We start from the raw sequence: 20,800 nt of genomic DNA, 5'->3' as shown, positions 1-20,800 counted from the left end.
CCGATGTCGACCCTTGATGACAAGATCAATGAGCATTTTGCCGGTTTCGTGGTCCGTAAGGACCTGGTGAAGGCCGTGAAGGGGAACGCTATTGTCCCCACTTATGTGCTCGAATACCTTCTCGGCCAGTATTGCGCGACCGATGACGAAGCCTCGATTGCGACAGGCATTGAAACGGTCAAGGACATCCTGCGCAAGCACTACGTCCATCGTTCCGAAGCTGGGTTGGTACAATCAACGATCAAGGAGCGTGGCCGCTACAAGGTCATCGATCAGGTTAGCGTGGCGCTGAATGAAAAGACCGATGCCTATGAGGCGGTCTTTGAAAACCTCGGTATCAAGCGGGTTGCCATCGACAGCGCCACGGTAAAGGCGCACCCGAAACTGCTGGTTACGGGTATTTGGTGCATCGCCGATGTGCAGTACGAATTCTCGGAAGACAGCCGGATCTCTCCTTGGATCATCGACACGCTGAAGCCGATCCAGATCGCCCGTGTCGACTATGATGGTTATCGCGAGACGCGGGACAAGTTCACCACCGAGGAATGGATCGATCTCCTGATGCAGAGCATCGGCTTTGACCCGTCACTGTTCGGGCGCCGGTCAAAACTTCTGCAACTGTTGCGCTTGGTCCCATTTGTTGAGCGCAACTACAACCTCATCGAGCTTGGTCCCAAGGGGACGGGAAAATCTCATATCTATTCCGAGTTTTCGCCACATGGTCAGCTGATCTCGGGCGGTGAAATCACGGTTCCCAAGCTTTTCGTGAACAATTCCAATGGCCGGATCGGATTGGTCGGGTTTTGGGATGTCGTGGCCTTTGACGAATTTGCCGGCCGCGAGAAGACGGCCAACAAGGCGCTTGTCGATATCATGAAGAACTACATGGCGAACAAGCAGTTCTCTCGTGGTGTAAATCCGATGGGCGCTGAGGCCAGCTTCGCCTTTGTCGGCAACACGGACCATAACGTGCCTTGGATGCTGAAAAATACGGACCTGTTCGAGGCTCTGCCGCCGCAGTTCCACGACAGCGCCTTTATTGATCGATTGCATGCCTATCTGCCCGGATGGGAGGTCGACATCATCCGGGGTGAGATGTTCACATCTGGCTATGGGTTCATTGTCGACTATCTCGCCGAAATCCTGCGCCATCTGCGTGCGGAGGACCTCTCGCACCGGCCAGATCGCTATTTCACCATTCCGGTTCAGACCCATATCCGGGACCGCGCCGCGATCAACAAGACCATGTCAGGCCTGCTGAAGCTGATCTTCCCGAATGGAGGCGAGACAGAAGCCGAAGTTGAAGAGCTGCTGCGGTTTGCGATTGAATGCCGCAAGCGGGTGAAGGACCAGCTCCTGCGGATCGACAGCACCTTTGAGGCAGCAGATTTCCATTACATCGCATCTGATGGCGCAAAGCGCCCCGTAACCACGCTCGAGGAAGAGGAGTTCCCCCAGTTCTACCACCGTCGATCAACCGACGATGGAAGTGACGGTGTGAATCAACAAGAGATTGGGTCGGTACCGGCAGAGCCGGTCTCAACGGCGGCTGCTTCCGCAGCGCCTACCGTTACCGCTGCCCCGCACTTCCCCCCAACTCCCGGACATGTCGTTTTCACAGAAAACCGCAAGGGCATCAGTTTCGACAAGATCTTTGGTCCTTGGACGGATGGCGCGACGCGGATCATCATCACAGACCCCTATATCCGGAAGTTCCATCAGGCGCGCAACGTGATGGAACTGATCGAGATGCTGATCAGGCGCAAACAGCCTGAAGATCAGATCGCTGTGCATCTTGTCACGGCTCCGGACGATGGGAACATTCAGGAGCAGCGAGAGTGCCTGGACGGGATTGCTGAAGCCTGCACAGGCACGGGCGTCGATTTCACATGGGCCTTCGATGGGAGCGGCACTCTCCATGCACGCGACATCACGACGGATACTGGCTGGAAGATGGTTCTGGATCGCGGATTGGATATTTTCCAGCCAACGCCTCGCAAGATGAACGGTTTCTCGCTGGGAGAACGGATGCAGGAGCACCGGATGGTCCGTGGTTTCTACGTGACTTATGTCGAGAACCTTTAGCTTCGTCGACCGTGTTGGCGGTGCAGGTTCGGCTACGCGCTCGGCCGGAAGCAAGAAGTAGACCTCGATGCCCAAGCCCTCATCCTCGTTACAGTTTTCCTGATCCGCAGATTGCAGGCCATTCATGCACTACCCCTTCCTCGTCACTGATCCGCGCTCCGGCCTGCAATACCGCCTGACCGATACCGGTCTTGCCGAATTGTCCCTTGCCCCCATTTCTGCCGAATGGGCGCCGGGGCGTGCCATTGCCGAGGCGCCTGACCCGGTCTGGGCCGAAAGTCTTGCCAATGCGCCTGTCGAGACGATCTCGGCGGTGACCGCCGCGCTGACGGATCTTGTGCTGGCCACGCCGGATCTGAAGGTGCCGAACGTCGATCACCTGCCAGACAGCCGCGCCAAGCGGCATCTCTTGGCGCTGGTCGCGCTGTGGCAAAGGTTGGGGAAATCGCTGCCAGAGGGGCTGGCACCGATTTCCCATGTGCTGGCCCTGCCGCATGGGTCGTTCCTGGGCTCGTTGCCGGTGGTTGAAGGTTCGCTGGATCCTCTAGCTCCTGCGGCGCTGCAGGCGCTTTTTGCCCGGTTGCGGGACGAGTTCGGCACTGTTCCCGCAAGCGCCTATACGCCCCGGGCCGCAATCGGCAGCCGCCTGCACGCGCTGCAGGGCGGTGTTTCAGCGCAGGATATCGAGGCCGGGGTTCTGGATGACAGCCTCGCGTTCTATGGTCTGCGCGATCCCGCCGCCTGCGCCGATTTCGCCGCCGCCCAAGCCCGGGCGCTGATTGAGTCCGGCGTTTCGGCCCGTGAAATCGCCGTGCTGTCGGGCGATGATCTGCGCCAGATCGCGCGCGCTTTCTCAGCCCAGGGAGTGCCGCTCTCGGGCCTTCCGGGCCAATTACCCGAGCGAGATGTCATTGGCGAGACCGCGCTACATCTGGCGCTGGCCAAGCGACCGCCAACTCCGGCCATGGTCTTGGCGAGCCTCGCGCTTTCTCCCTTGATGCCCTGGGCGGCACAGACCGGGCGCGATCTTGCCGAAAGCCTCATGGGTGGCGATTTCCGAGGCGCCATCCTCACGGGCACGCCCGCACATAAGGAACTGTGGGACGATATCCGCGCCTCGGCCAGCAGCTTGCCGCAGCTGCGATTCCTGCTGGACCGGATCTGCGAGCGGATCGGAAAAGGCGATCAGGTCCGCGCGCGGCTGACTGTCCCCCCCGGCGAAGGCACGCCGGATTGGGAGATAATCCTGCGTGGCATTCAGATCGCGCCGCCCATGGTTGCGGACCCCGACCGCAATCTTGAAGGCGTCAGCCTCTGGTCCGCGCATGAAAGCCCGTGGCGCCCATGCCGCCATCTGATCGTCAGCGATTTCACCGACGGGCTTTACCCGACTCGCCCGCGTGCCAATCCGCTGTTTCTTGACAGCGAGATCGCTGCGATACACGCGGGAACCGGCGTTCACCTTCGCGGTCGGGCCGATGGGCTGGCGCAAAGCCTCGCGTTACTTGATCAACAGCTTCAGGCGGTTTCCGGCAGCGTCACCTTCCTCATCCCATGGCGCGATCTGGCGGGCGGGCGCTTGCAACCGTCGGCCGGGTTGTCGCTGGTGGCGCGGGCGGTGGCGGGCGTTGAGGATGCCAGCGATCTGATCACCGATCTGTCGCGTCAGAGCCCTGCGGAATGGCCGATTGCGTATCACCATCTGATGCCGGTGCCGGAACCCGCGGAATTGCCTGAGGAGCTTGCTTTCCCGGGGCATGACCTTCTGTCCCTTCGTCGGCGCGATGACGGCACCGCCAAACCGCAATCGCCCTCACGGCTCGAGACGCTGCTTGTCAGCCCGCTCGCTTGGCTTCTGGCGGAGGTTGGGGCCGAGGATATGTCTTGGGCGACCGAAGAACTCGACGTGATGGCAAGGGGCAATATCGCCCATGATGTCTTTGAGCATGTCTTCCTGAAGGATCAGCCGTTCCCGGAAACCGAGGCGCTGGCAGAACTGATCCCCGAGGCCTATGACCGCGCGCTCACCCGTCACGCGGGCTATCTGCGCAGCCCGTCATGGGAGATGGAGCGCCGCGGTTTGGAGCGTGAGATCATGGCGGCGGCCCTGCGCTGGCGCGACCACTTGCTGGCGCTCAATGCCAAGATCATCGGCAATGAAATCTGGCTGGCCGGTGAGGCGCATGGCATCAATCTGCATGGCAAGGCCGACGCGATCCTTGAACTGCCTGATGGTGCGCTCTTGATCATCGATCACAAGAAAAGCGGCACCAAGGGCCGACGGCAGCGGATGGAGGCGGGCTGGGATCTGCAGGCAGGGCTTTACGCCGATATGATAGCGCGGCCCATGCGGCGGGAGGGTGACGGCATGGACCCGCTGATCGGCCGCAAGGTGGCGGTCGCCTATCACCTAATGAATGATGGCGGGTTGCTGACTTCGGGTCTGGTCTTGCCCGAGGGCTCGCCCGCTCGCGACATGGGCGATGCGGTGAATGCCGGGGCGGTAGCCAAGCTGGCGGAACGCTTGGCCGAACTTGGTGCAGGCCGGGTCGTGCTGAACACCTCTGAGGATGCGGCCTTCTTCAAGAAAGAAGCCGGCTTCACCCCCTATGCGCTGACCGATGGCTCGGCCCTGGTCACCGCCTTCATCCGCACGCTCGAGGAGGAATGACCATGGCCCCCGTCAATGCAGATCAAGGTCTGGTCATCGTTCCCGCGGGTGCCGGCGCGGGCAAGACCCACCGTATCAAGACCCAGCTGTCCGATTGGGTGAAACGCGGCATTGTCCGGCCCGAACGTATCCTTGCCGTCACCTTTACCGAGGCCGCGGCTGGCGAGTTGCGCGAAAGGATCCGTGCCGGCCTTCTGGCCGATGGACTGGTCGCCGAGGCGATGGCGGTCGAGCGCGCCTATGTCTCGACCATACATGGACTGGGCCTGCGGCTTTTGACCGAACATGCTCTGGCGGCTGGCGCCTCGCCGCAGCCGCGCCATCTGGGCGATGCCGAGCGGGATCTGCTGATCCGTCAGGCACTGGCACATGCCAAGGCGCTGGACCCGATCAAGGCCGCGCCCGAGCGGTTCGGTTACGCCCCGAACTTCGTGAAGGGCGAGACGGTCGAAGACAGTTTGCGCGCCCGGGTGCTATCGATGATCGACCTCTTGCGCGGCCTTGGGGACAAGGGGCGTGACGCTGGCCTGATCGCTCCGGCACTGACGCGGCTGGATGCGGTTTACGGGCCGGTTCTGGATGACCCTATCGCCGCGACCACCGCGTTGCGGACGGCCGTGCAGGTCATGATCGCAGCCTTTCCCGAGGGAGGCATGGCCGGGATCACCGCCAAAACCAATGTCGAGAAGCTGGAGAAAAACCTCGCGCTTTTCAAACGTGTTGATCGCGCGCCCGATCTTCTGGATCGGGATTGGCAGGTCTGGAACGATCTGCGCAGCCTGTTCAACTCTAACCGCTCCAGCAAGACGCCTGCGGGATATGACGACCTTGCCACGGCGATCATGGCGGCGGCGGATGTGCTGCCCTGCCATCCCGGCCCGCTGGCCGATGCTAAGCTGCACCTGTCCTGCCTGATCGCCTGCGCGCAAGAGGTGATGGCGGCCTACGAGGCCCGTAAGAAGGCGCTCGGCCTGATCGACTTTGCTGACATGATCACCGGGGCTGAGCACCTGCTCCGCACCGACCTCGCCGTGCGGCAAGCGGTGCTGGACGAGATCGACTGCGTCATTATCGACGAATTCCAGGACACCAACCCCGTGCAATTCGCGCTTTTGTGGCAGTTGGGCCAACACGCGCCGCGCACACTGCTGGTGGGCGATGTCAAACAGTCGATCATGGGGTTTCAGGGCGCCGATCCGCGCCTGTCCACAGCGCTGGCGGCGGCAAATCCCGATGCGACCCAGCCTTTGGACCGCAACTGGCGCTCGACCCCAGCCATTATGCAATTCGTCAATGCGATGGGGGCTGGCCTCTTTGGGCAGGGCTATAACCCGCTGGTGCCGACCCGCGATGCGGTCGCAGGTCCCGCGATCGAGGTGTTGAACGCTACGCAGGGACGGCGCTCACAAAAGTATTCGCAGCCCCCAGAACACATCGCCGAGCGCATCGCCCGTATCCTGACTGATACTGAGACTATCACCGACCGCCACACGAAGGCCGCCCGACCGGCTCGGCCCTCGGATATCGCGCTGTTGGTCTGTCGCCACACCACCGCCGCCCGCTATGCCGAGGAACTGCGCGCGCGCGGCGTTCCGGTGCGGATCGCCGAGGATGGCTGGGCGAAAAGTCCGGTGATTGTTGCCGCCCGCGCCGCGCTGGCCTTTGCCGCCAATCCGGCGGATATCCATGGCGGGCTGCTCTTGCGCACGCTTGGCCCGGACCCGCTGCCCTTGCAGGAGGCGCTATCCGCCCAAATGGAAGGGCGGTTGGTGGATGACCCAGTGCTGATGCGGCTCGCCGCTCTGTCGAACCTTTTGGCCCGCCTGCCGGCGGGTGCGGCCCTTGATCTGGTGTTGGATGCCGCCGGCCTGCGCCTCTGGGCCGAACGTCAGCCTGACGCCGCCCAATCCCGCGCCGATCTTTTGCGGCTAGAGGCTGAGGCGGGTGAGTTCGAAGCCGCGCATCGCGATCTCAAATCCGCCTCGGGGTTCCACGGCGAGACTGCCAAGGTCTTTCTCGGCTGGCTCGACGCCCGTGGAGGCGAGCGCGATTTCGACCGTCATCCCGATCCTTCCGCCAACAGCGCCGAGGCCGTGGAGATCGTCACCTGGCATGCCTCCAAAGGGCGGGAATGGCCGATCACTGTCGTCGCAGAGTTCGACTATGGTATCGAGGAACGTGCGGGGGCCACTGCGACCCGTTTCGATGCCTTGGACCGCATCGACGATATGGCGGTGGTGCTGGGGTCCGCGAGCCTGATCCACACGCCCGGCTTTGCCGCGCCCGAGGCGACCCGCCGTTTCATCGAAGACCGTCGCGCCGATTTTGAAGCCAATGCGAAAAACCTTCTCTATGTCGCCCTGACCCGTGCCCGTGACCGGCTGGTGCTGGAATGGCCGGGTTTTCTGAAGGACCGCGAAGAAGACGCGCCCGAGGCTACGAACCTGTTTCATATCCTGTCCGATACTTGCGCGCCGCAGATCGGGGCGGGCAGTCTGCGCATCAATGGCGTGGATTGCCCGGCGCTGATCACGCAACTGCCTGAAGAGGCGGGATTTACCGAATATGCAGGTGGTGCGGCAGCCTCAGCGCTGCGATTCGGTGCCGCTGCGCCGTTGCCCGTGACACCGCTGACGCCCTGGCGGCTGCAGCCCTCGCAAACCCGTAGTGCGGGGGTGCCGCCCGTGTCCCGCCGTATCAACATCGGAGCACCCTGGCCAAAGGCACTGAACGATGCCTACCGCGGCACAGCACTGCATCTGGCGCTGCGCACATACCTGACCCGGCCCGATCTGGCCCCGGCTTTGGCTCTCGCGACCGGGCTTGACGACGCCACTCTTGCGCTAGTGGCCGAGCGTGCCACGGCGCTGAAAGCCTGGCTTGCCGATCAGGGCTATACGGATCTGCGCGCCGAGATTCCGGTGCTTGGCCACACGCCCGAAGGTGCAGAGATCCCCGGTGCCCTCGACCTTCTTGCCATCGGCCCGGCAGGCGCGATGCTGATCGACCATAAATCCGGCGGCGGCGGTGACGGGTTTGGCCCCTATTGGCCACAGCTTTCTAGCTATGCCGGACTGTTGGCCGGACTATACCCGCAGCATCCGCTGCAGGGCGTGGCGGTGTTCTGGGTCGATCACGGTTGGCTGGAACTGGCAGATGAGGGCGCGTCAGCGGGAGCTTTCGCACAGGCCAGAGTTAACTGATGCCCTGGGGAATACTTGCGCCCGATACCGTGGTTTCGCAACGGCGCCAGCAGAACCTCGGGCTTGCGGCGGCGGTTCGTCATTTCAATGATCGGGCGGTCCCCGGAATCGGCGGCATGTGGTTTCCCATGCCCATCCTTTGGTCGGTTCTGGCGATCTCTATCGCCGAGGAACTTGGTGTGCCGGCACTGCCTGTCGGCAACGCGGTCGAAGCGCGCGTCATGCTTGAAGTCATCGCGGGTCCGCAGGATCGCCGCGTGCGAGGGGCGAGGAAGATGCAGGGCTTGAAGGATAGCAGTTTCCACAATCTCAGGCGTCGCGGAACTTATGTGGTTCAGCCGATCCGCATGGCGATGGTGCAGCCTCTGGTCGCACTCGGGTTCGTGCAGGGCAGCCGCTACGGCGCGTTCCGCATACATAGCGCTGGCAGAGAGCTGTTGGAGCTGAATGCGATGAAAGAACCGCGCCGTTTGCTTGGTGCTTGGGCGCATGGCAGGCAGCCACATGGCCTGAAGGAGGCCCTGACAGTGCTTTCCCCAGTTGGGGCTGTCCCGGAAGCGGTGCGTAAACTGATCCTTTCCCGATTGCTCGACGGAAATGATCCCGGCTCGACCCGGCGCCGGGCCCTAGCGCGCCTCGGCACTGGCCCCAGCTCCGCGCATTTGCACCAGGAAACCGCATTGGCGGGGCTGGCGCCGGATCATTGGTCGGATTTGCGCGCAGGAGCGGCTTTTATGGATCTGCGCGATGCTGCGTTGTCGGTGTTGGACCAGTTGGAACAGCACCTGCTGAAGCTTCGCGACGATAATCAGCCTGTGCGCCTGTCAGAAGCGGACGCAGCCGAAGTCGCCACCGAGCCGCTGAAACAATTGCGAGATCTGGCCTCGGCAAAAGGCGCGCTTGTCGATCAGGGCAATGAGGAGGCTAGCCGCAGATTTATCGCGGAAATCCGAAATCTGTCCGATCAGCAGCTGATCCAGAGGCTGGCCGAGCGCGATTCTACCGTGATTTGTCAGCGCGAAGGCCACATTGTTCTCGGGCCGGCTGCGGGCGAGTTGCGGGGCAGCTCGGAGACCCAGGACGAGAATCGGCCCCCTCAGGACGAGACCTTCGCGCCGCAGCTTTTCCGGCTGCACAATCTTCATTGTCTGGTGACGGAGCTGTCCGGAAAGGTGAACCCGGGCAGCCGTGACGCGGGATCGGAGGCCGTCTGATGCAGAACACGACGCTCTACTCCCTCTTCATGCCGCCCGAAGATTGTTATGGCGACTTTGGCCTTATGTGCGGCTTCACCGCGACGCGGCAGGTCCTGGGGCAGATCCGCCGAACATTCACAGGCGAGATGGCGCGCCCGGTGCTGGCCGCCTTCATCCATCCAACAGTGAATGCGATCTCGGACGTTCCGGGACTTGCCTGGATGTGGATGCGCCTCGTGGGACGCGGCTACAACCTTCTCCATGCCAAGGCGGCGCTTCTGGGTTTTCGCAAGCGCGGCGGAGAGGGCTATGTCATTCGCCTCGCTGTCAGCACGGGGAACTGGACACAGGATCCGCTTACTCGCAGCATCGACCTGTTCTGGTCGATCGATCTGGACTCTGCTGTGCCTGACGCACAGGACATTGCCGATATCCGCGCTGCGCATGAGATGTTTGGATGGCTGCGCGAGCGGGCAGATTGCGCCCTGATCGAACGCAGTTTTGACGGGCACCGGCCAGACGCCCTGCTGGAGGCCGCGATCACAGCCTTGCCCAGGTCATCCGCGCGTCCCCGCTTCATCGACAGCCGCAATCAGGCGCTGTTTCCTCAGGTGATCGAGCGCCTGGGTACCAAAAAGAAGGCCGACCGTCTCATCCTCGGGTCTGGCTATTTCGAGAGCGACGGCGATGGTGCTGCTGGCCTGCCAGAGCGACTGCGCCGCGCATTGGTGCAGGAGAAATCCCTGACGAAAACAGCGGCTCTCGACCTGTTTCTCAACCCGTCCTCCTGTCAGGGGCTTGCTGCCCGGGCCGGTGCCTTGATTGACGCAGGCTGGAACTTGCGCCCTCCGCGCTCTGTCTTGCATGGAACTGATGGGTGCCTGCATGCAAAATTTGTGGTGCTGGCGTCGGGCGAGGCCGAGGCTTCGGGACGGGCTTATCTTGGATCCGGCAATCTGAGCATGAACGGGTTTGAGCGTGCCGCAAGCGCCGGGGGAAACCTTGAGGCAGGTGTGATCGTCGATCTGCCGGGAGGACTGAAATGGCCGCGACGCAGAGACACGCGGAACGGTATCGCCGCTGTTTTGCCGATCCAGTTCACTGATGTGGTGACGCCCGAGGCCCTGCAGCAAGGGGAAGGCTTTGTGCGCCCCGATGAGCCAGAAACCCAGCCGCCAGTTGCGTGGCTTATATGGCAAGACGGGGTGCTCTCGGCCCCCGAAGACAAATCGGTGATGGTGATTGGTGTCGATGCGGCTCAGGCCCAGACACCTTGTCCATGGCCTGCACCGGCTCCAGCGATTGTGACACTCGCGGAGGGCGGCTGGCGGCTGCCTGTCATTTCTTCCGAAGCACTTGTTGTCGCTCGCCCCTCCGATATGTCGGTCGAAGATATCCTTGCCAGCCTTGGCTCATTTCCCGAGCCAGGTGATGCTGACAGCGAAGATGAGGGTGAGGAAGGCGAAGAGCCGCTCACCGACGCCTCAGATACCACCGAAGCTCCGCCAGCTGCCTATCCCATTCGCAGGATGATGGAACTTCTGGTGCGTCTTTGTGAGACACAGGCAAGGTTGGACCCGCGGGACTGGCAAAGGTGGTGTCGGGAGTTGCAACAGAACCTTTGCGCTATCGCGTCTCGCGAAAAAACGATGCTCGAGTTCTTCCGGAACGCCAGGGCAAATCCTCTGCCTGCTCTGGCAGATCCGCGTATGCGCCCGGAAGGGGTTTCGCCAGACCTATTGAGAGATGCGCTTTTGGCGGTGTCCGTCGCGTGGGAGCTCAGCGCTTACCCATCGCTCTGGGAACGGGAGGCCGCGTGATGGTGGACTGGAACGAGGTCGCGAGCATTCTGGATCGTATCGCAGGGACGTCTGATGATACCCTGCTAGATCATGGCCAGAAGGCGAGTGTCACAGAACTAGCGTGCCGTATCCGGGCGGGCCAACGCTCGGCCCTGCTGGCTGATGAGGTGGGTATGGGCAAGACCCGCATTGCGGCGGCGCTGATCGCAGCGGTGCGGGAGGCGGGCGGACGCAGCGCCATTGTTCTGCCCGCGGGCCTTGGGGCACAATGGCAACAGGAACTGAAACGGTTCAACGCCGACGACAAGACATTGCTGCCGCTGCGCAGCTATGATGGTTTCATCTCCGGTTTCTTGCGCGATACCGATGCGGAGGGGAGCGCAAGACGGTTACACAGCCATAAGGAGTGGCTTTCGGATCGCCGCAAGCAGCGTGAGTTGCCGGAGAACGGCTGGGCCGCCGAAGAGATCATAATGATCTCTCATTCCTTCGCGAACATGCAGTTTCCCAATCGTGGAGAAGGCCCCGCTGGAGGCTGGCGCCGGGAACTCTTACCCAACGTCGCCCGCCTGATTGACGGCCGACGGCGCAACTTCATGCGCGAAAATTTCCATTCGGGTGAGGTGGGCTATGTATATGCAAGTCGCCGTGCGGCGCGGCACATTGCCCAAACGATTCTGGACCACGAACTGCCGCGCGATGCCATTAACGGCGATCAGAAATGGCTTTCGGCGGACGATTACAAGAAAAGGATCCTGCCGCTGATCGGCTATGGCCTGGGTCAGTTTGATCTCATAGTCGTTGACGAAGCCCACAAGGCGCGCGGCGCAGATTCAAGCCTTTCGCGCATTCTCGGTCCGGTAAGCTGGGAAGCGGATGATCCTTTTCGTCTGGGCATGACCGCAACCCCGGTCGAGCTGGACTCCAGCCAGTGGATCGACACGCTGGAGCGGCTCAATGGTCGCGATGACGATCAGGATATTACTGCGCTCGCAGAGCTGACGGAATGGATCACCGGCTATGTGGATGTTGTTCGTCGGATTCAAACCGAAGAACTGGACGAGACGCTGACCGGGGAATTCGAGACCTCCGCCCGGCAGTTCTACGCAGCATTGCGACCATACGTCCTGCGCCGGGACAAACGCAGTGACCCCGAATTCTGCGTCTTCAAAGACAGTCATGGTGATTATCGTGAGGTCACCGATATCCCGGTTTCACCGGAGGCAGAGGGTTTTACCCGTGACTGGTTGCGCCGCTTTTGTGCGGCTGAGGCGCTGTCGTTACTCCCTCAGGATGATCCGCGTGTGAAACGGGTCAGGCTCGCCGTTGCCCAGGGGTATGGGTTCGGCTTTGGAGAGGATGAGGAAGACAGCCCTTCAGGCATGACAGATGCAAACCTCGTTGGTCCGGCGGGGTTTTGGACGGAAGCTTTCACCGCTGAGAGCAACGACATCTATAGCCACCCTGCGATCCTGGCGGCTGTGAGACAAATCGAGGCCTATACACGGGCCGGCGAGAAAGTGCTCGTCTTCGGCAGGTTCCTGACGCCGATGAATGTGCTGACCAGACTGCTGGACGCGCGTGAGATGCTGCGTCGTTTGCGAGACGGTCAGCACTGGCCTGCCAGTGGGATCGGGGAAAGCAATATAGCAGCCGTCATTGCGGCGATGAGGGATCCTGATCTTGCGGTGGCGGGTGGGGTCGACGAAATCGATGTGATGTTGAAAACCCGCTATCAGGAGTGGGCGAGCGAGCGCCGGGCTGAACTCGCACGGCTTCATCGGGAGTTGGAAGACCTTGCGCTGGAGGGAGGAACTGCTGCATTTCTGTCAGAGATTCTGCGCCATGAGGACGGCAAACAAGACCTTCAATTCGGGGCTTTGCTCGAGGCACTTGGTGGCAGGCGGGAAGTTGCGGGCGCTTCCTGGACAGGGCGAGAAATGCTCGGGCTGTTCGAAAAACTGCTCCTGGAGCTTGCCGGGGATGATGAAGCAGAGAACAACGATATGCAGAAAGCCCGGCTGGATGCCTGGCTGAACGACTATTCCGGGCGCGAGGGCAACTTCGCCAGGATGATGTCAGGCGCAACCGCACCGCAAACGCGGCGTATGCTGCAATCTGCATTCAACCGGTCGTCCAGTTGGCCGATGGTGCTCCTCGCGCAATCCCGCGTCGGGCGTGAGGGCCTGAATCTGCATGAGGCCTGTCGCACAGTGATTCTACTGCACGCGGAGTGGAATCCCGGCATTGTCGAGCAGCAGATTGGGCGTGTGGATCGCAAGAACAGTATTTGGCTTCGCGAATGGCGGAAATGGAGGGATCATGGTGATGGTCTCCCGCCCCGCATTCGGGTTCACCCTGTTGTCGTCAGTGGCACATACGACGATCACAACTGGCAGGTTCTCAAGGCGCGTTGGCTGGAACTGAGGGCGCAGTTGCATGGCGATGTCCTGCGTCCCGTTCCAGGTCGGTCAGAGGTGATAGATGACAAACGAACCTGCGCTGACCGCGTTCGGCGCGCAGTGCCGGATTTTTCGCCGGGAAAACGTGGCGGTTGATGTTGGTTTCCACGCGGAACTGATCTGCCTAACCGGCTCAGTTCCGCGTGGAAACCAACACTCCAAAAGACAAAAAACTACGTAGTGTCGGGATTTGACTAGTACCTAAAACTAGTCATCAACCGTTGACGATTCTGTCATCAGTCGATGACAACTCCATCGGCCGGAGCGTGTCAAGGAATTTTTGTCAAAAGCAAAGAGCCAAAAGCATATGGCAAGGCGCTCAGAGGCAGTTCACCGCGATAGTTCTTGGGTCCATAGGAGAAGATTAAGGTCCCGTGCCTGGGCTCAGATCTGGTTGGATCTCTTACGGCGACCGCGCTGACTCCATCGGTGCGGTTCCGGGAGACTCGCGTCTCTCGCATTCGGACACGCTAGCGTCGTTGGTGTCCTGGAAGCTCCGCGCAGGAGGAGTGGCTGTTCGCGAACGAACGCGAGTAGACTACCTTCATCGTTTCACGCGCGCCTCGTTAACTTGCCGGTTGTCATCAATCGTTGACTGTCATGACTGGGAAATGTAGCTTGCAGAATCGGGGCAGCCGCCGCCGCATTGGTCGTCGCGTTTGCACAAATTGCCCCTCGGTTTTTCTTGGGGGCGTGTCCTTTCGTGACCCCTAACCTATGATTAAGGCGAGGAGAAACTTATGGCATTCGATGCCGGGAATTTGTTGCTGGTCGATCGCTACTGGCGTGCGGCAAACTATTTATCCGTTGGCCAGATCTATCTGATGGACAATCCATTGCTCCGCGAACCCCTGAAGCCGGAGCACGTCAAACCGCGCCTGCTTGGCCATTGGGGCACGACGCCGGGCCTGAACTTCATCTATGCGCACTTGAACAGGATCATTACCGATCGCGATGCCGATATCCTTTATATCTGCGGACCCGGCCATGGCGGCCCCGGCATGGTCGCCAACACCTGGCTGGAAGGCGTCTATTCAGAGACCTATCCCGAGATCGGCGAGGACGAAGCCGGGATGAAGCGGCTGTTCAAGCAGTTCTCATTTCCGGGCGGCGTCCCCAGCCATGTCGCGCCCGAGACGCCGGGCTCGATCCATGAGGGCGGCGAGCTGGGCTACGCGCTGGTGCACGCTTTCGGCGCCGCCTTCGACAATCCGGGCTTGGTCGTGGCTTGCGTGGTCGGCGACGGCGAGGCGGAGACCGGGCCGCTCGCGGCCGCGTGGCATTCGAACAAGTTCATCAACCCCGCCCGCGACGGCGCGGTTCTGCCGATCCTGCATCTCAACGGCTACAAGATCGCCAACCCCACCGTGCTGGCCCGCCTGTCCGACGAGGAACTGCGGCATCTCTTCGTCGGCTACGGCTACGAGCCGTTCTTCGTCGAGGGCAGCGAGCCGGCCGACATGCACCGGCAGATGGCGGCGACCCTCAACACGGTCTTCGACCGGCTGGCGGCGATCCGCGAGAAGGCCGCGTCGTCCACTGAGCGGCCGCGCTGGCCCATGATCGTGCTCCGGAGCCCGAAGGGCTGGACCGGTCCGAAGGTGGTGGACGGCAAGATGGTCGAGAACCACTGGCGCTCCCACCAGGTGCCGGTCGCGAACTGCCGCGAGGATGACGGCCACCGCGCGATCCTCGAAGAGTGGCTGCGCAGCTACGATCCCGGCGACCTTTTTGATGCCGACGGTGCGCTGAAGCCCGAGCTGAAGGCGCTGGCGCCGACAGGCACGCGCCGCATGGGCGCCAACCCGCACGCCAATGGCGGCCTCCTGCGCAAGGAATTGCACACACCCGATTTCCGCAGCCATGCCGTCGCGGTGGAGCGCCCCGGCGCGACGGAGGCGCAGGCGACGAAGGTTCTCGGCGACTATCTGCGCGACGTGCTGCGGCTGAACGAGGCCGAACGGAATTTCCGCGTGTTCGGGCCTGACGAGACGGCGTCCAACCGCTTGGGTAGCGTGTTCGAGGCGACGGACCGGGTCTGGATGGCGCAAACGCTCGAAAGCGACGATCATCTGTCACCCGACGGGCGGGTGATGGAGGTGCTGTCCGAGCATCTCTGCCAGGGCTGGCTCGAAGGCTATCTGCTCACCGGTCGGCACGGCTTATTCTCCTGCTACGAAGCCTTCATCCACATCGTCGATTCCATGTTCAACCAGCACGCCAAATGGCTGAAGACCTCGCGGGAGCTGGAATGGCGCAAGCCGATCTCCTCGTTGAACTATTTGCTCACCTCCCATGTCTGGCGGCAGGACCATAACGGCTTTTCCCATCAGGACCCCGGCTTCGTCGACCTCGTCGCCAACAAGAGCGCGGACATCGTGCGCGTCTACCTGCCCCCGGACGCCAACACGCTGCTGTGGGTCGGCGACCACTGCCTGAAGACCTGGGACCGCGTGAACGTCATCGTCGCCGGCAAGCAGCCGGCGCCGCAATGGCTGAGCATGGCGGAGGCCGAGAAGCACTGCGAGGCGGGCCTCGGCATCTGGGACTGGGCCGGCACCGAGGACGGACTGGAGCCGGATATCGTGATGGCCTGCGCCGGCGACGTGCCGACCATGGAGACGCTGGCCGCCGTCGACCTTTTGCGGCAGTCCCTGCCGCATCTGCGCATCCGCGTCGTCAATGTCGTGGACCTGATGGCCCTGCAATCGCCGCAGCATCACCCGCACGGACTGTCGGACGAGGCGTTCAACCGCATCTTCACGCGCGACCGGCCCGTCGTCTTCGCCTATCACGGCTATCCCTACCTCATCCATCGGCTGGTCTACAAACGCGCCAACCATCCGAATTTCCACGTACGCGGCTTCATCGAGGAGGGCACGACGACGACGCCCTTCGACATGGCCGTTCTCAACGAACTGGACCGTTTCCATCTCGCCATCGAGGCCGTCGAGCGCCTGCCGGTCCTGAAGGACAAGGGCGCGGAGATCATCGCGGCACTGCACGAAAAGCTCGTCCTCCACAAGGCCTTTGTCCGCGAGCATGGCGAGGACATGCCCGAGATTCGAGATTGGACGTGGCCTCATCCCTGAATCCCTCAGGACGCCGGGGAATGTTCGGGCAAGTGGACTTCGAAAAACTTGCGAAGCGGTATTCCGCCTGACTTTTCACGCGCCTTTGGCTGCTCTCCCAATCGCCGCCGGGCCTATCCTCGGCCATTCGTGGGACGCTCACAGATCGCTGGAAAGGAATGCCGGATGAAGGGCGATGTAAATCCAGTTGGAGCCGTAATCCCGGCGCCGACCGACTATTCGCTAAATGCTGCTGCGGATGTCGTAGACGTTCTTGCCAGCCATGCCGAGCGCGGTCTGACGAAAGCGGAAGCCGCGCGGCGGCTTGCGGAATATGGCCACAACCAATTGCGGACAGCCAAGGCGATCCCGGTCTGGCGACGCGTGCTCGCGCAATTTCAGGATCCACTGGTCTATCTGCTGCTCGGAGCGATTATCATAGCGTTGGCGGCCTGGGTCATAGAAGGCCGCCACGGCTGGCCGATCGATGCGGTCCTCATAGCCATGGTGGTTCTGGCCAATGCCATCCTCGGCTTTGTGCAGGAAGCCAAGGCGGCTAATGCCGTCGCCGCGCTGGCACGGATGACAGCCGCGAACACCTCCATTCTGCGCGACGGCGAGCGAATCCGCATTCCCAGCGCGGATCTCGTGCCAGGCGACATCATGCTGCTCGAGGAAGGAGACGCCGTCGGCGCCGATGGCAGGTTGATCAGCGCCGCAAGCCTTCGAATTCAGGAAGCCTCGCTTACCGGCGAAAGCGAGGCTGTCCTCAAGGATGCGGCCATGCTGCGTGAGCCTGCGCCGCTGGCCGAGCGGTTCTGCGTGGTGTTCAAAGGCACGGCAGTCGCCCAGGGAACCGCACGCGCCATCGTCACAGCGACGGGGATGCAGACCGAAATCGGCGCGATTGCTCAAATGCTCGACGCCAGTAAGGAAGATATCAGCCCCTTGCAAAAGGAGGTCGCGAGAGTTGGCCGCGCGCTTGGCACTGCGGTGATCGCGATCGCTCTCATCGTCGTTGCGACTGTGCTGCTCGTCTCCGACATCGATGGCCCATCGGACGTCATTTCCGTGCTGCTGATGGGGGTCTCGCTGGCCGTAGCAGCGGTCCCCGAAGGACTTCCCGCCATCCTGTCGCTGGTGCTTGCACTTGGCGTCCAACGCATGGCGACCCGCAAGGCGGTGGTCAAGGCGCTCTCGTCCGTGGAGACACTCGGTTCGGCTTCGATCATCTGCTCCGACAAAACCGGAACGCTGACGCGGTCGGAGATGACGATCGAGCACATTATGACAGCATCGGGTGGCACCCGTGTCAGCGGTGTGGGCTATGCGCCTTTCGGCGATCTGGAGGTTGACGACGGTAAGGCTCCTAGCGCGGCCATGCGCGCCGAGCAGATCGTCGTCCTGAGCGGTGGCAGCCTGGCAGGCAATGCCGCTCTGAATCAAGGGCAGGCGGGAGTTTGGGAGATCCAGGGCGACCCGACCGAAGCCGCGTTCCTTGTCGCCGAGCGCAAGCTCGGCATCGACGAGCGCCGAAAGCGCCGCTTCGAACGCATCGCCGAGATCCCCTTCAGCTCGGACCGCAAGATGATGTCGACGGTCGAGCGCGACCATGAACATGGCGGCGCGCGTGTCCTGATCGCGAAAGGCGCGCCGGATGTTCTGATGACCCGTTGCACGCATGTGCGGGTCGGCATGGACGTGGTCCCCTTCGACGCCGTGCAGCGTGCGCGCGCCACCGCTGACGTCGACCGGTTGTCCGACGAGGCCCTGCGAACTCTCGCAGTCGCTTATCGTCCGATGGCCGACACCGAAGGCATCGAGCACGGCGAGGGTCTGGAGCATGATCTGATCTTCGTGGGGACCGTCGGGATCATCGATCCGCCCCGGAAGGAGGCGGCGGTCGCCATATCGCAGGCCCGGCGCGCCGGGATCCGCGTCATCATGATCACCGGCGACCATCCCCGCACCGCATCGCGCATAGCCGCGCTGCTGGGAATCGTCGATCATGGCGCGCGGGCACTGACCGGTGCCGAGCTCGACGCCATGGACGAGGCCGCCTTCGCTGCTGCGGTCCGCACGACTTCCGTCTATGCCCGCGTGGCGCCCGTGCACAAGCTGCGTATCGTCGATACCCTTCAGGCCGACGGCAATGTGGTGGCGATGACGGGGGACGGCGTCAACGACGCGCCCGCGCTGAAGGCCGCCGATATCGGCGTCGCCATGGGGATCACCGGAACCGAGGTGACGAAGGAGGCGGCGAGGATGATCCTGGCCGACGATAATTTCGCCACCATCGTCGAGGCTGTGCGTGAAGGACGCGGGATCTTCGACAATATCCGGAAATTCCTGCGCTACCTGCTATCGTCCAACATCGGAGAGGTGCTGACCGTCTTTCTCGGCGTCGTCGGAGCCGGCGTGATTGGATTGACCGACGTCGGAGGCGGGGGACTGGTGCTGCCTTTGCTGGCGACCCAGATCCTCTGGATCAATCTGATAACCGATTCCGGTCCTGCTCTTGCAATGGGGATCGACCCGCAGGACGACGGTGTCATGGCGCGTCCGCCCCGCAGACCCGACGAGCATGCGATCGATGCCCGGATGTGGCGAAGCGTCGCCGGAACCGGCCTGGTGATGGCGCTGGCGACGCTGCTGACGATCGACTTCTATCTGCCCAGCGGACTGATAGAAGGCTCGCAGAACCTGGAGCGGGCGCGCACAGCGGCGTTCACGGTGCTGGTGTTCGCTCAGTTGTTCAACTGCTTCAACGCCCGATCGGAATTCAAGAGCGCGTTCAGCCATCTGTTTTCCAACAAATGGCTTTGGGCGGCCGTCGGCCTGTCTGTGGTCCTACAGATCGCCGTCGTCAATCTGAGCTTCCTCAACACCGCCTTCGGAACGCTGCCACTTTCGCTGGATCAATGGCTGTTCTGTGTGGCGATGAGCAGCAGCGTTCTTTGGTTCAGCGAAATCCGCAAGTGGATCAGCCGCCGGTACCATCCGTCTGGCCCGAATGCCATTACCGCCTGATTGATATGGCTTCTGGTTTCAGTTTTGCGCATGACTTGGAACTATCAGGATATCGCACTGAACTTCATGAAGAATTTGCCCTGCGACACTCTCAACAAACAAGTTCATGATGGCATGCCTCCCATCTGTCCCGGCCACGACCAGATCAATGTCGTTCTCATCGACATATACGGCCAGCTGCCGCGCAGGATCGCCCTCGAGCGTGACGATTTGAATGTCACAAACTCCACCTCGTTGGGTAAATTGGTTGGATAGTATTCTGGCCTGCTTGACGGCATCTTTCGAGAACTGCCGGCTGTAGGCTTCCTTGTCGCCAACCCAGTTTTTGAACGGTGGCTCGAACGCATGGAAAACAACGAGGCTTTCGGGTTGAAAGAACCTGACAGCGGTTTCGAGCACACCCGACGCTGCAGGCGACAGGTCGATTGCGGCGACAATTCGGTCGCGTGTGTCGCCTGGCTTCTTTTTCACCACTAGCACAGGCAGTCTGCTCTCCCGTAGAAGTGACGTCGGCGTGCTCCCAAGCAAGGACCGACCGTCGAATTCGTTTCGCGATATACCCGTGACGATCAGATCGGTCTTATCCCATGAAGCTATTTCGTTGATTTCGACAATGGGACGACCTCGTCTGATGACGACCGCACTGTTGAGCCCGTCAATGGCCGAAAGCTCCTCACGCAGGAGGGTAGAGCTGTGCGCAACGGCGCGGGGAAGGGCCTGCATTTCCCGCTGTTCGAGAGGTCCATCGTCGCTTTCGATGACATGGATCACAGTCAGCCGGGCCTGCCACTGTAGAGCTAACTGAATGGCGCGGACCTGTGCCCGATCACATCGGGCCGAGAAATCCGTTGCGAATATGATATGCTTCGGATGGCGGTGCTTCATGATCTTCCTCAGCTACAGTCCGCGAACAACTCGCCCTTCACCATCAATCGGCTGCTGTGCAGGAATGGGAGCCTGCCCACCAGCACGAATGCGCGAAGGTCGGAAAGTCTTGCTCGGCCTGTCCTCGATCGAAACGAAACCCTCCGAGGCGTGCAACCATTCCTGTATCATCATTTCGACAACGTCGTCGCGTGAGAGGGCAAGGACGTCCGCCACGGCATCGACAGCCTTGGCGAGCTCATGATCGAATGAAACCTCGCCGGTATTCCAGGCATGAGCGGCGGCAATGAACAAAGCGTCCCGTATTTCCCGCGGCACCACCAGCGCAACCGCCTGGTCCAATCCGATTACCGTTTGTCCAGTGTTCGACACTTTACTCCTCCTTGCGACCTATG

At 61.7% G+C, this 20,800-nt stretch carries 10 protein-coding genes; 8 read left to right on the top strand and 2 right to left on the bottom strand.

The window, feature by feature from the left end; genetic code table 11:
- Positions 1-3 precede the first annotated feature (3 nt).
- The 8 genes from brxL to OSH10_RS12605 all read left to right on the top strand — a co-directional run bounded on the left by brxL (position 4) and on the right by OSH10_RS12605 (position 19,520).
- Complete coding sequence (brxL, locus tag OSH10_RS12640; RefSeq protein ID WP_266332117.1) at positions 4-2,085, top strand: BREX system Lon protease-like protein BrxL; 2,082 nt, start codon at positions 4-6, stop codon at positions 2,083-2,085.
- Positions 2,086-2,209: 124 nt separating this feature from the next.
- The gene (locus OSH10_RS12635; protein WP_266332116.1) at positions 2,210-4,756 is read left to right on the top strand and encodes a PD-(D/E)XK nuclease family protein; all 2,547 of its coding nucleotides are present in this window, start codon (positions 2,210-2,212) and stop codon (positions 4,754-4,756) included.
- 2 nt (positions 4,757-4,758) lie between these two features.
- Complete coding sequence (locus OSH10_RS12630; protein ID WP_266332115.1) at positions 4,759-7,959, top strand: UvrD-helicase domain-containing protein; 3,201 nt, start codon at positions 4,759-4,761, stop codon at positions 7,957-7,959.
- Positions 7,959-9,173 carry a hypothetical protein gene (locus tag OSH10_RS12625; protein WP_266332114.1) on the top strand — a complete coding sequence of 405 codons (1,215 nt, stop codon included), beginning with the start codon at positions 7,959-7,961 and terminating at the stop codon, positions 9,171-9,173. The genes OSH10_RS12630 and OSH10_RS12625 overlap by 1 nt, the downstream gene beginning before the upstream one ends.
- Positions 9,173-10,975, top strand: coding sequence for a phospholipase D-like domain-containing protein (locus OSH10_RS12620; protein ID WP_266332113.1), 1,803 nt, complete (start codon positions 9,173-9,175; stop codon positions 10,973-10,975). The genes OSH10_RS12625 and OSH10_RS12620 overlap by 1 nt, the downstream gene beginning before the upstream one ends.
- Positions 10,975-13,515 (top strand): DEAD/DEAH box helicase family protein, encoded by a 2,541-nt coding sequence (locus OSH10_RS12615; RefSeq protein ID WP_266332112.1) that lies wholly within the window; start codon positions 10,975-10,977, stop codon positions 13,513-13,515. Before OSH10_RS12620 ends, OSH10_RS12615 begins: the two co-directional genes overlap by 1 nt.
- Positions 13,516-14,159: 644 nt before the next feature.
- Positions 14,160-16,511 (top strand): phosphoketolase family protein, encoded by a 2,352-nt coding sequence (locus tag OSH10_RS12610; RefSeq protein WP_266332111.1) that lies wholly within the window; start codon positions 14,160-14,162, stop codon positions 16,509-16,511.
- 165 nt (positions 16,512-16,676) lie between these two features.
- Positions 16,677-19,520 (top strand): cation-translocating P-type ATPase, encoded by a 2,844-nt coding sequence (locus OSH10_RS12605; RefSeq protein WP_266332110.1) that lies wholly within the window; start codon positions 16,677-16,679, stop codon positions 19,518-19,520.
- Between the two features lie 18 nt (positions 19,521-19,538).
- Here the strand turns inward: OSH10_RS12605 and OSH10_RS12600 are convergent, their stop codons facing one another.
- Together OSH10_RS12600 and OSH10_RS12595 are read right to left on the bottom strand one after the other, a co-directional pair.
- On the bottom strand, positions 19,539-20,405 hold the full coding sequence (locus tag OSH10_RS12600; RefSeq protein WP_266332109.1) for a universal stress protein: 867 nt from the start codon (positions 20,403-20,405) through the stop codon (positions 19,539-19,541).
- Between the two features lie 12 nt (positions 20,406-20,417).
- Positions 20,418-20,777: a hypothetical protein gene (locus tag OSH10_RS12595; RefSeq protein ID WP_266332108.1), complete on the bottom strand. Its 360-nt coding sequence runs from the start codon at positions 20,775-20,777 to the stop codon at positions 20,418-20,420.
- Positions 20,778-20,800 lie beyond the last annotated feature (23 nt).

The organism is Kaistia defluvii, from assembly GCF_026343955.1.
GTDB classification, from domain to species: domain Bacteria; phylum Pseudomonadota; class Alphaproteobacteria; order Rhizobiales; family Kaistiaceae; genus Kaistia; species Kaistia defluvii.
This window is presented reverse-complemented; position numbering and strand designations above follow the sequence as displayed.

What these genes read in the sequence shown, in the direction of transcription:
- brxL (WP_266332117.1), top strand. Translation starts at nt 4, where the DNA reads ATGTCGACCCTTGATGACAAGATCAATGAGCATTTTGCCGGTTTCGTG.
- OSH10_RS12635 (WP_266332116.1), top strand. Translation starts at nt 2,210, where the DNA reads ATGCACTACCCCTTCCTCGTCACTGATCCGCGCTCCGGCCTGCAATAC.
- OSH10_RS12630 (WP_266332115.1), top strand. Translation starts at nt 4,759, where the DNA reads ATGGCCCCCGTCAATGCAGATCAAGGTCTGGTCATCGTTCCCGCGGGT.
- OSH10_RS12625 (WP_266332114.1), top strand. Translation starts at nt 7,959, where the DNA reads ATGCCCTGGGGAATACTTGCGCCCGATACCGTGGTTTCGCAACGGCGC.
- OSH10_RS12620 (WP_266332113.1), top strand. Translation starts at nt 9,173, where the DNA reads ATGCAGAACACGACGCTCTACTCCCTCTTCATGCCGCCCGAAGATTGT.
- OSH10_RS12615 (WP_266332112.1), top strand. Translation starts at nt 10,975, where the DNA reads ATGGTGGACTGGAACGAGGTCGCGAGCATTCTGGATCGTATCGCAGGG.
- OSH10_RS12610 (WP_266332111.1), top strand. Translation starts at nt 14,160, where the DNA reads ATGGCATTCGATGCCGGGAATTTGTTGCTGGTCGATCGCTACTGGCGT.
- OSH10_RS12605 (WP_266332110.1), top strand. Translation starts at nt 16,677, where the DNA reads ATGAAGGGCGATGTAAATCCAGTTGGAGCCGTAATCCCGGCGCCGACC.
- OSH10_RS12600 (WP_266332109.1), bottom strand. Translation starts at nt 20,405, where the DNA reads ATGAAGCACCGCCATCCGAAGCATATCATATTCGCAACGGATTTCTCG.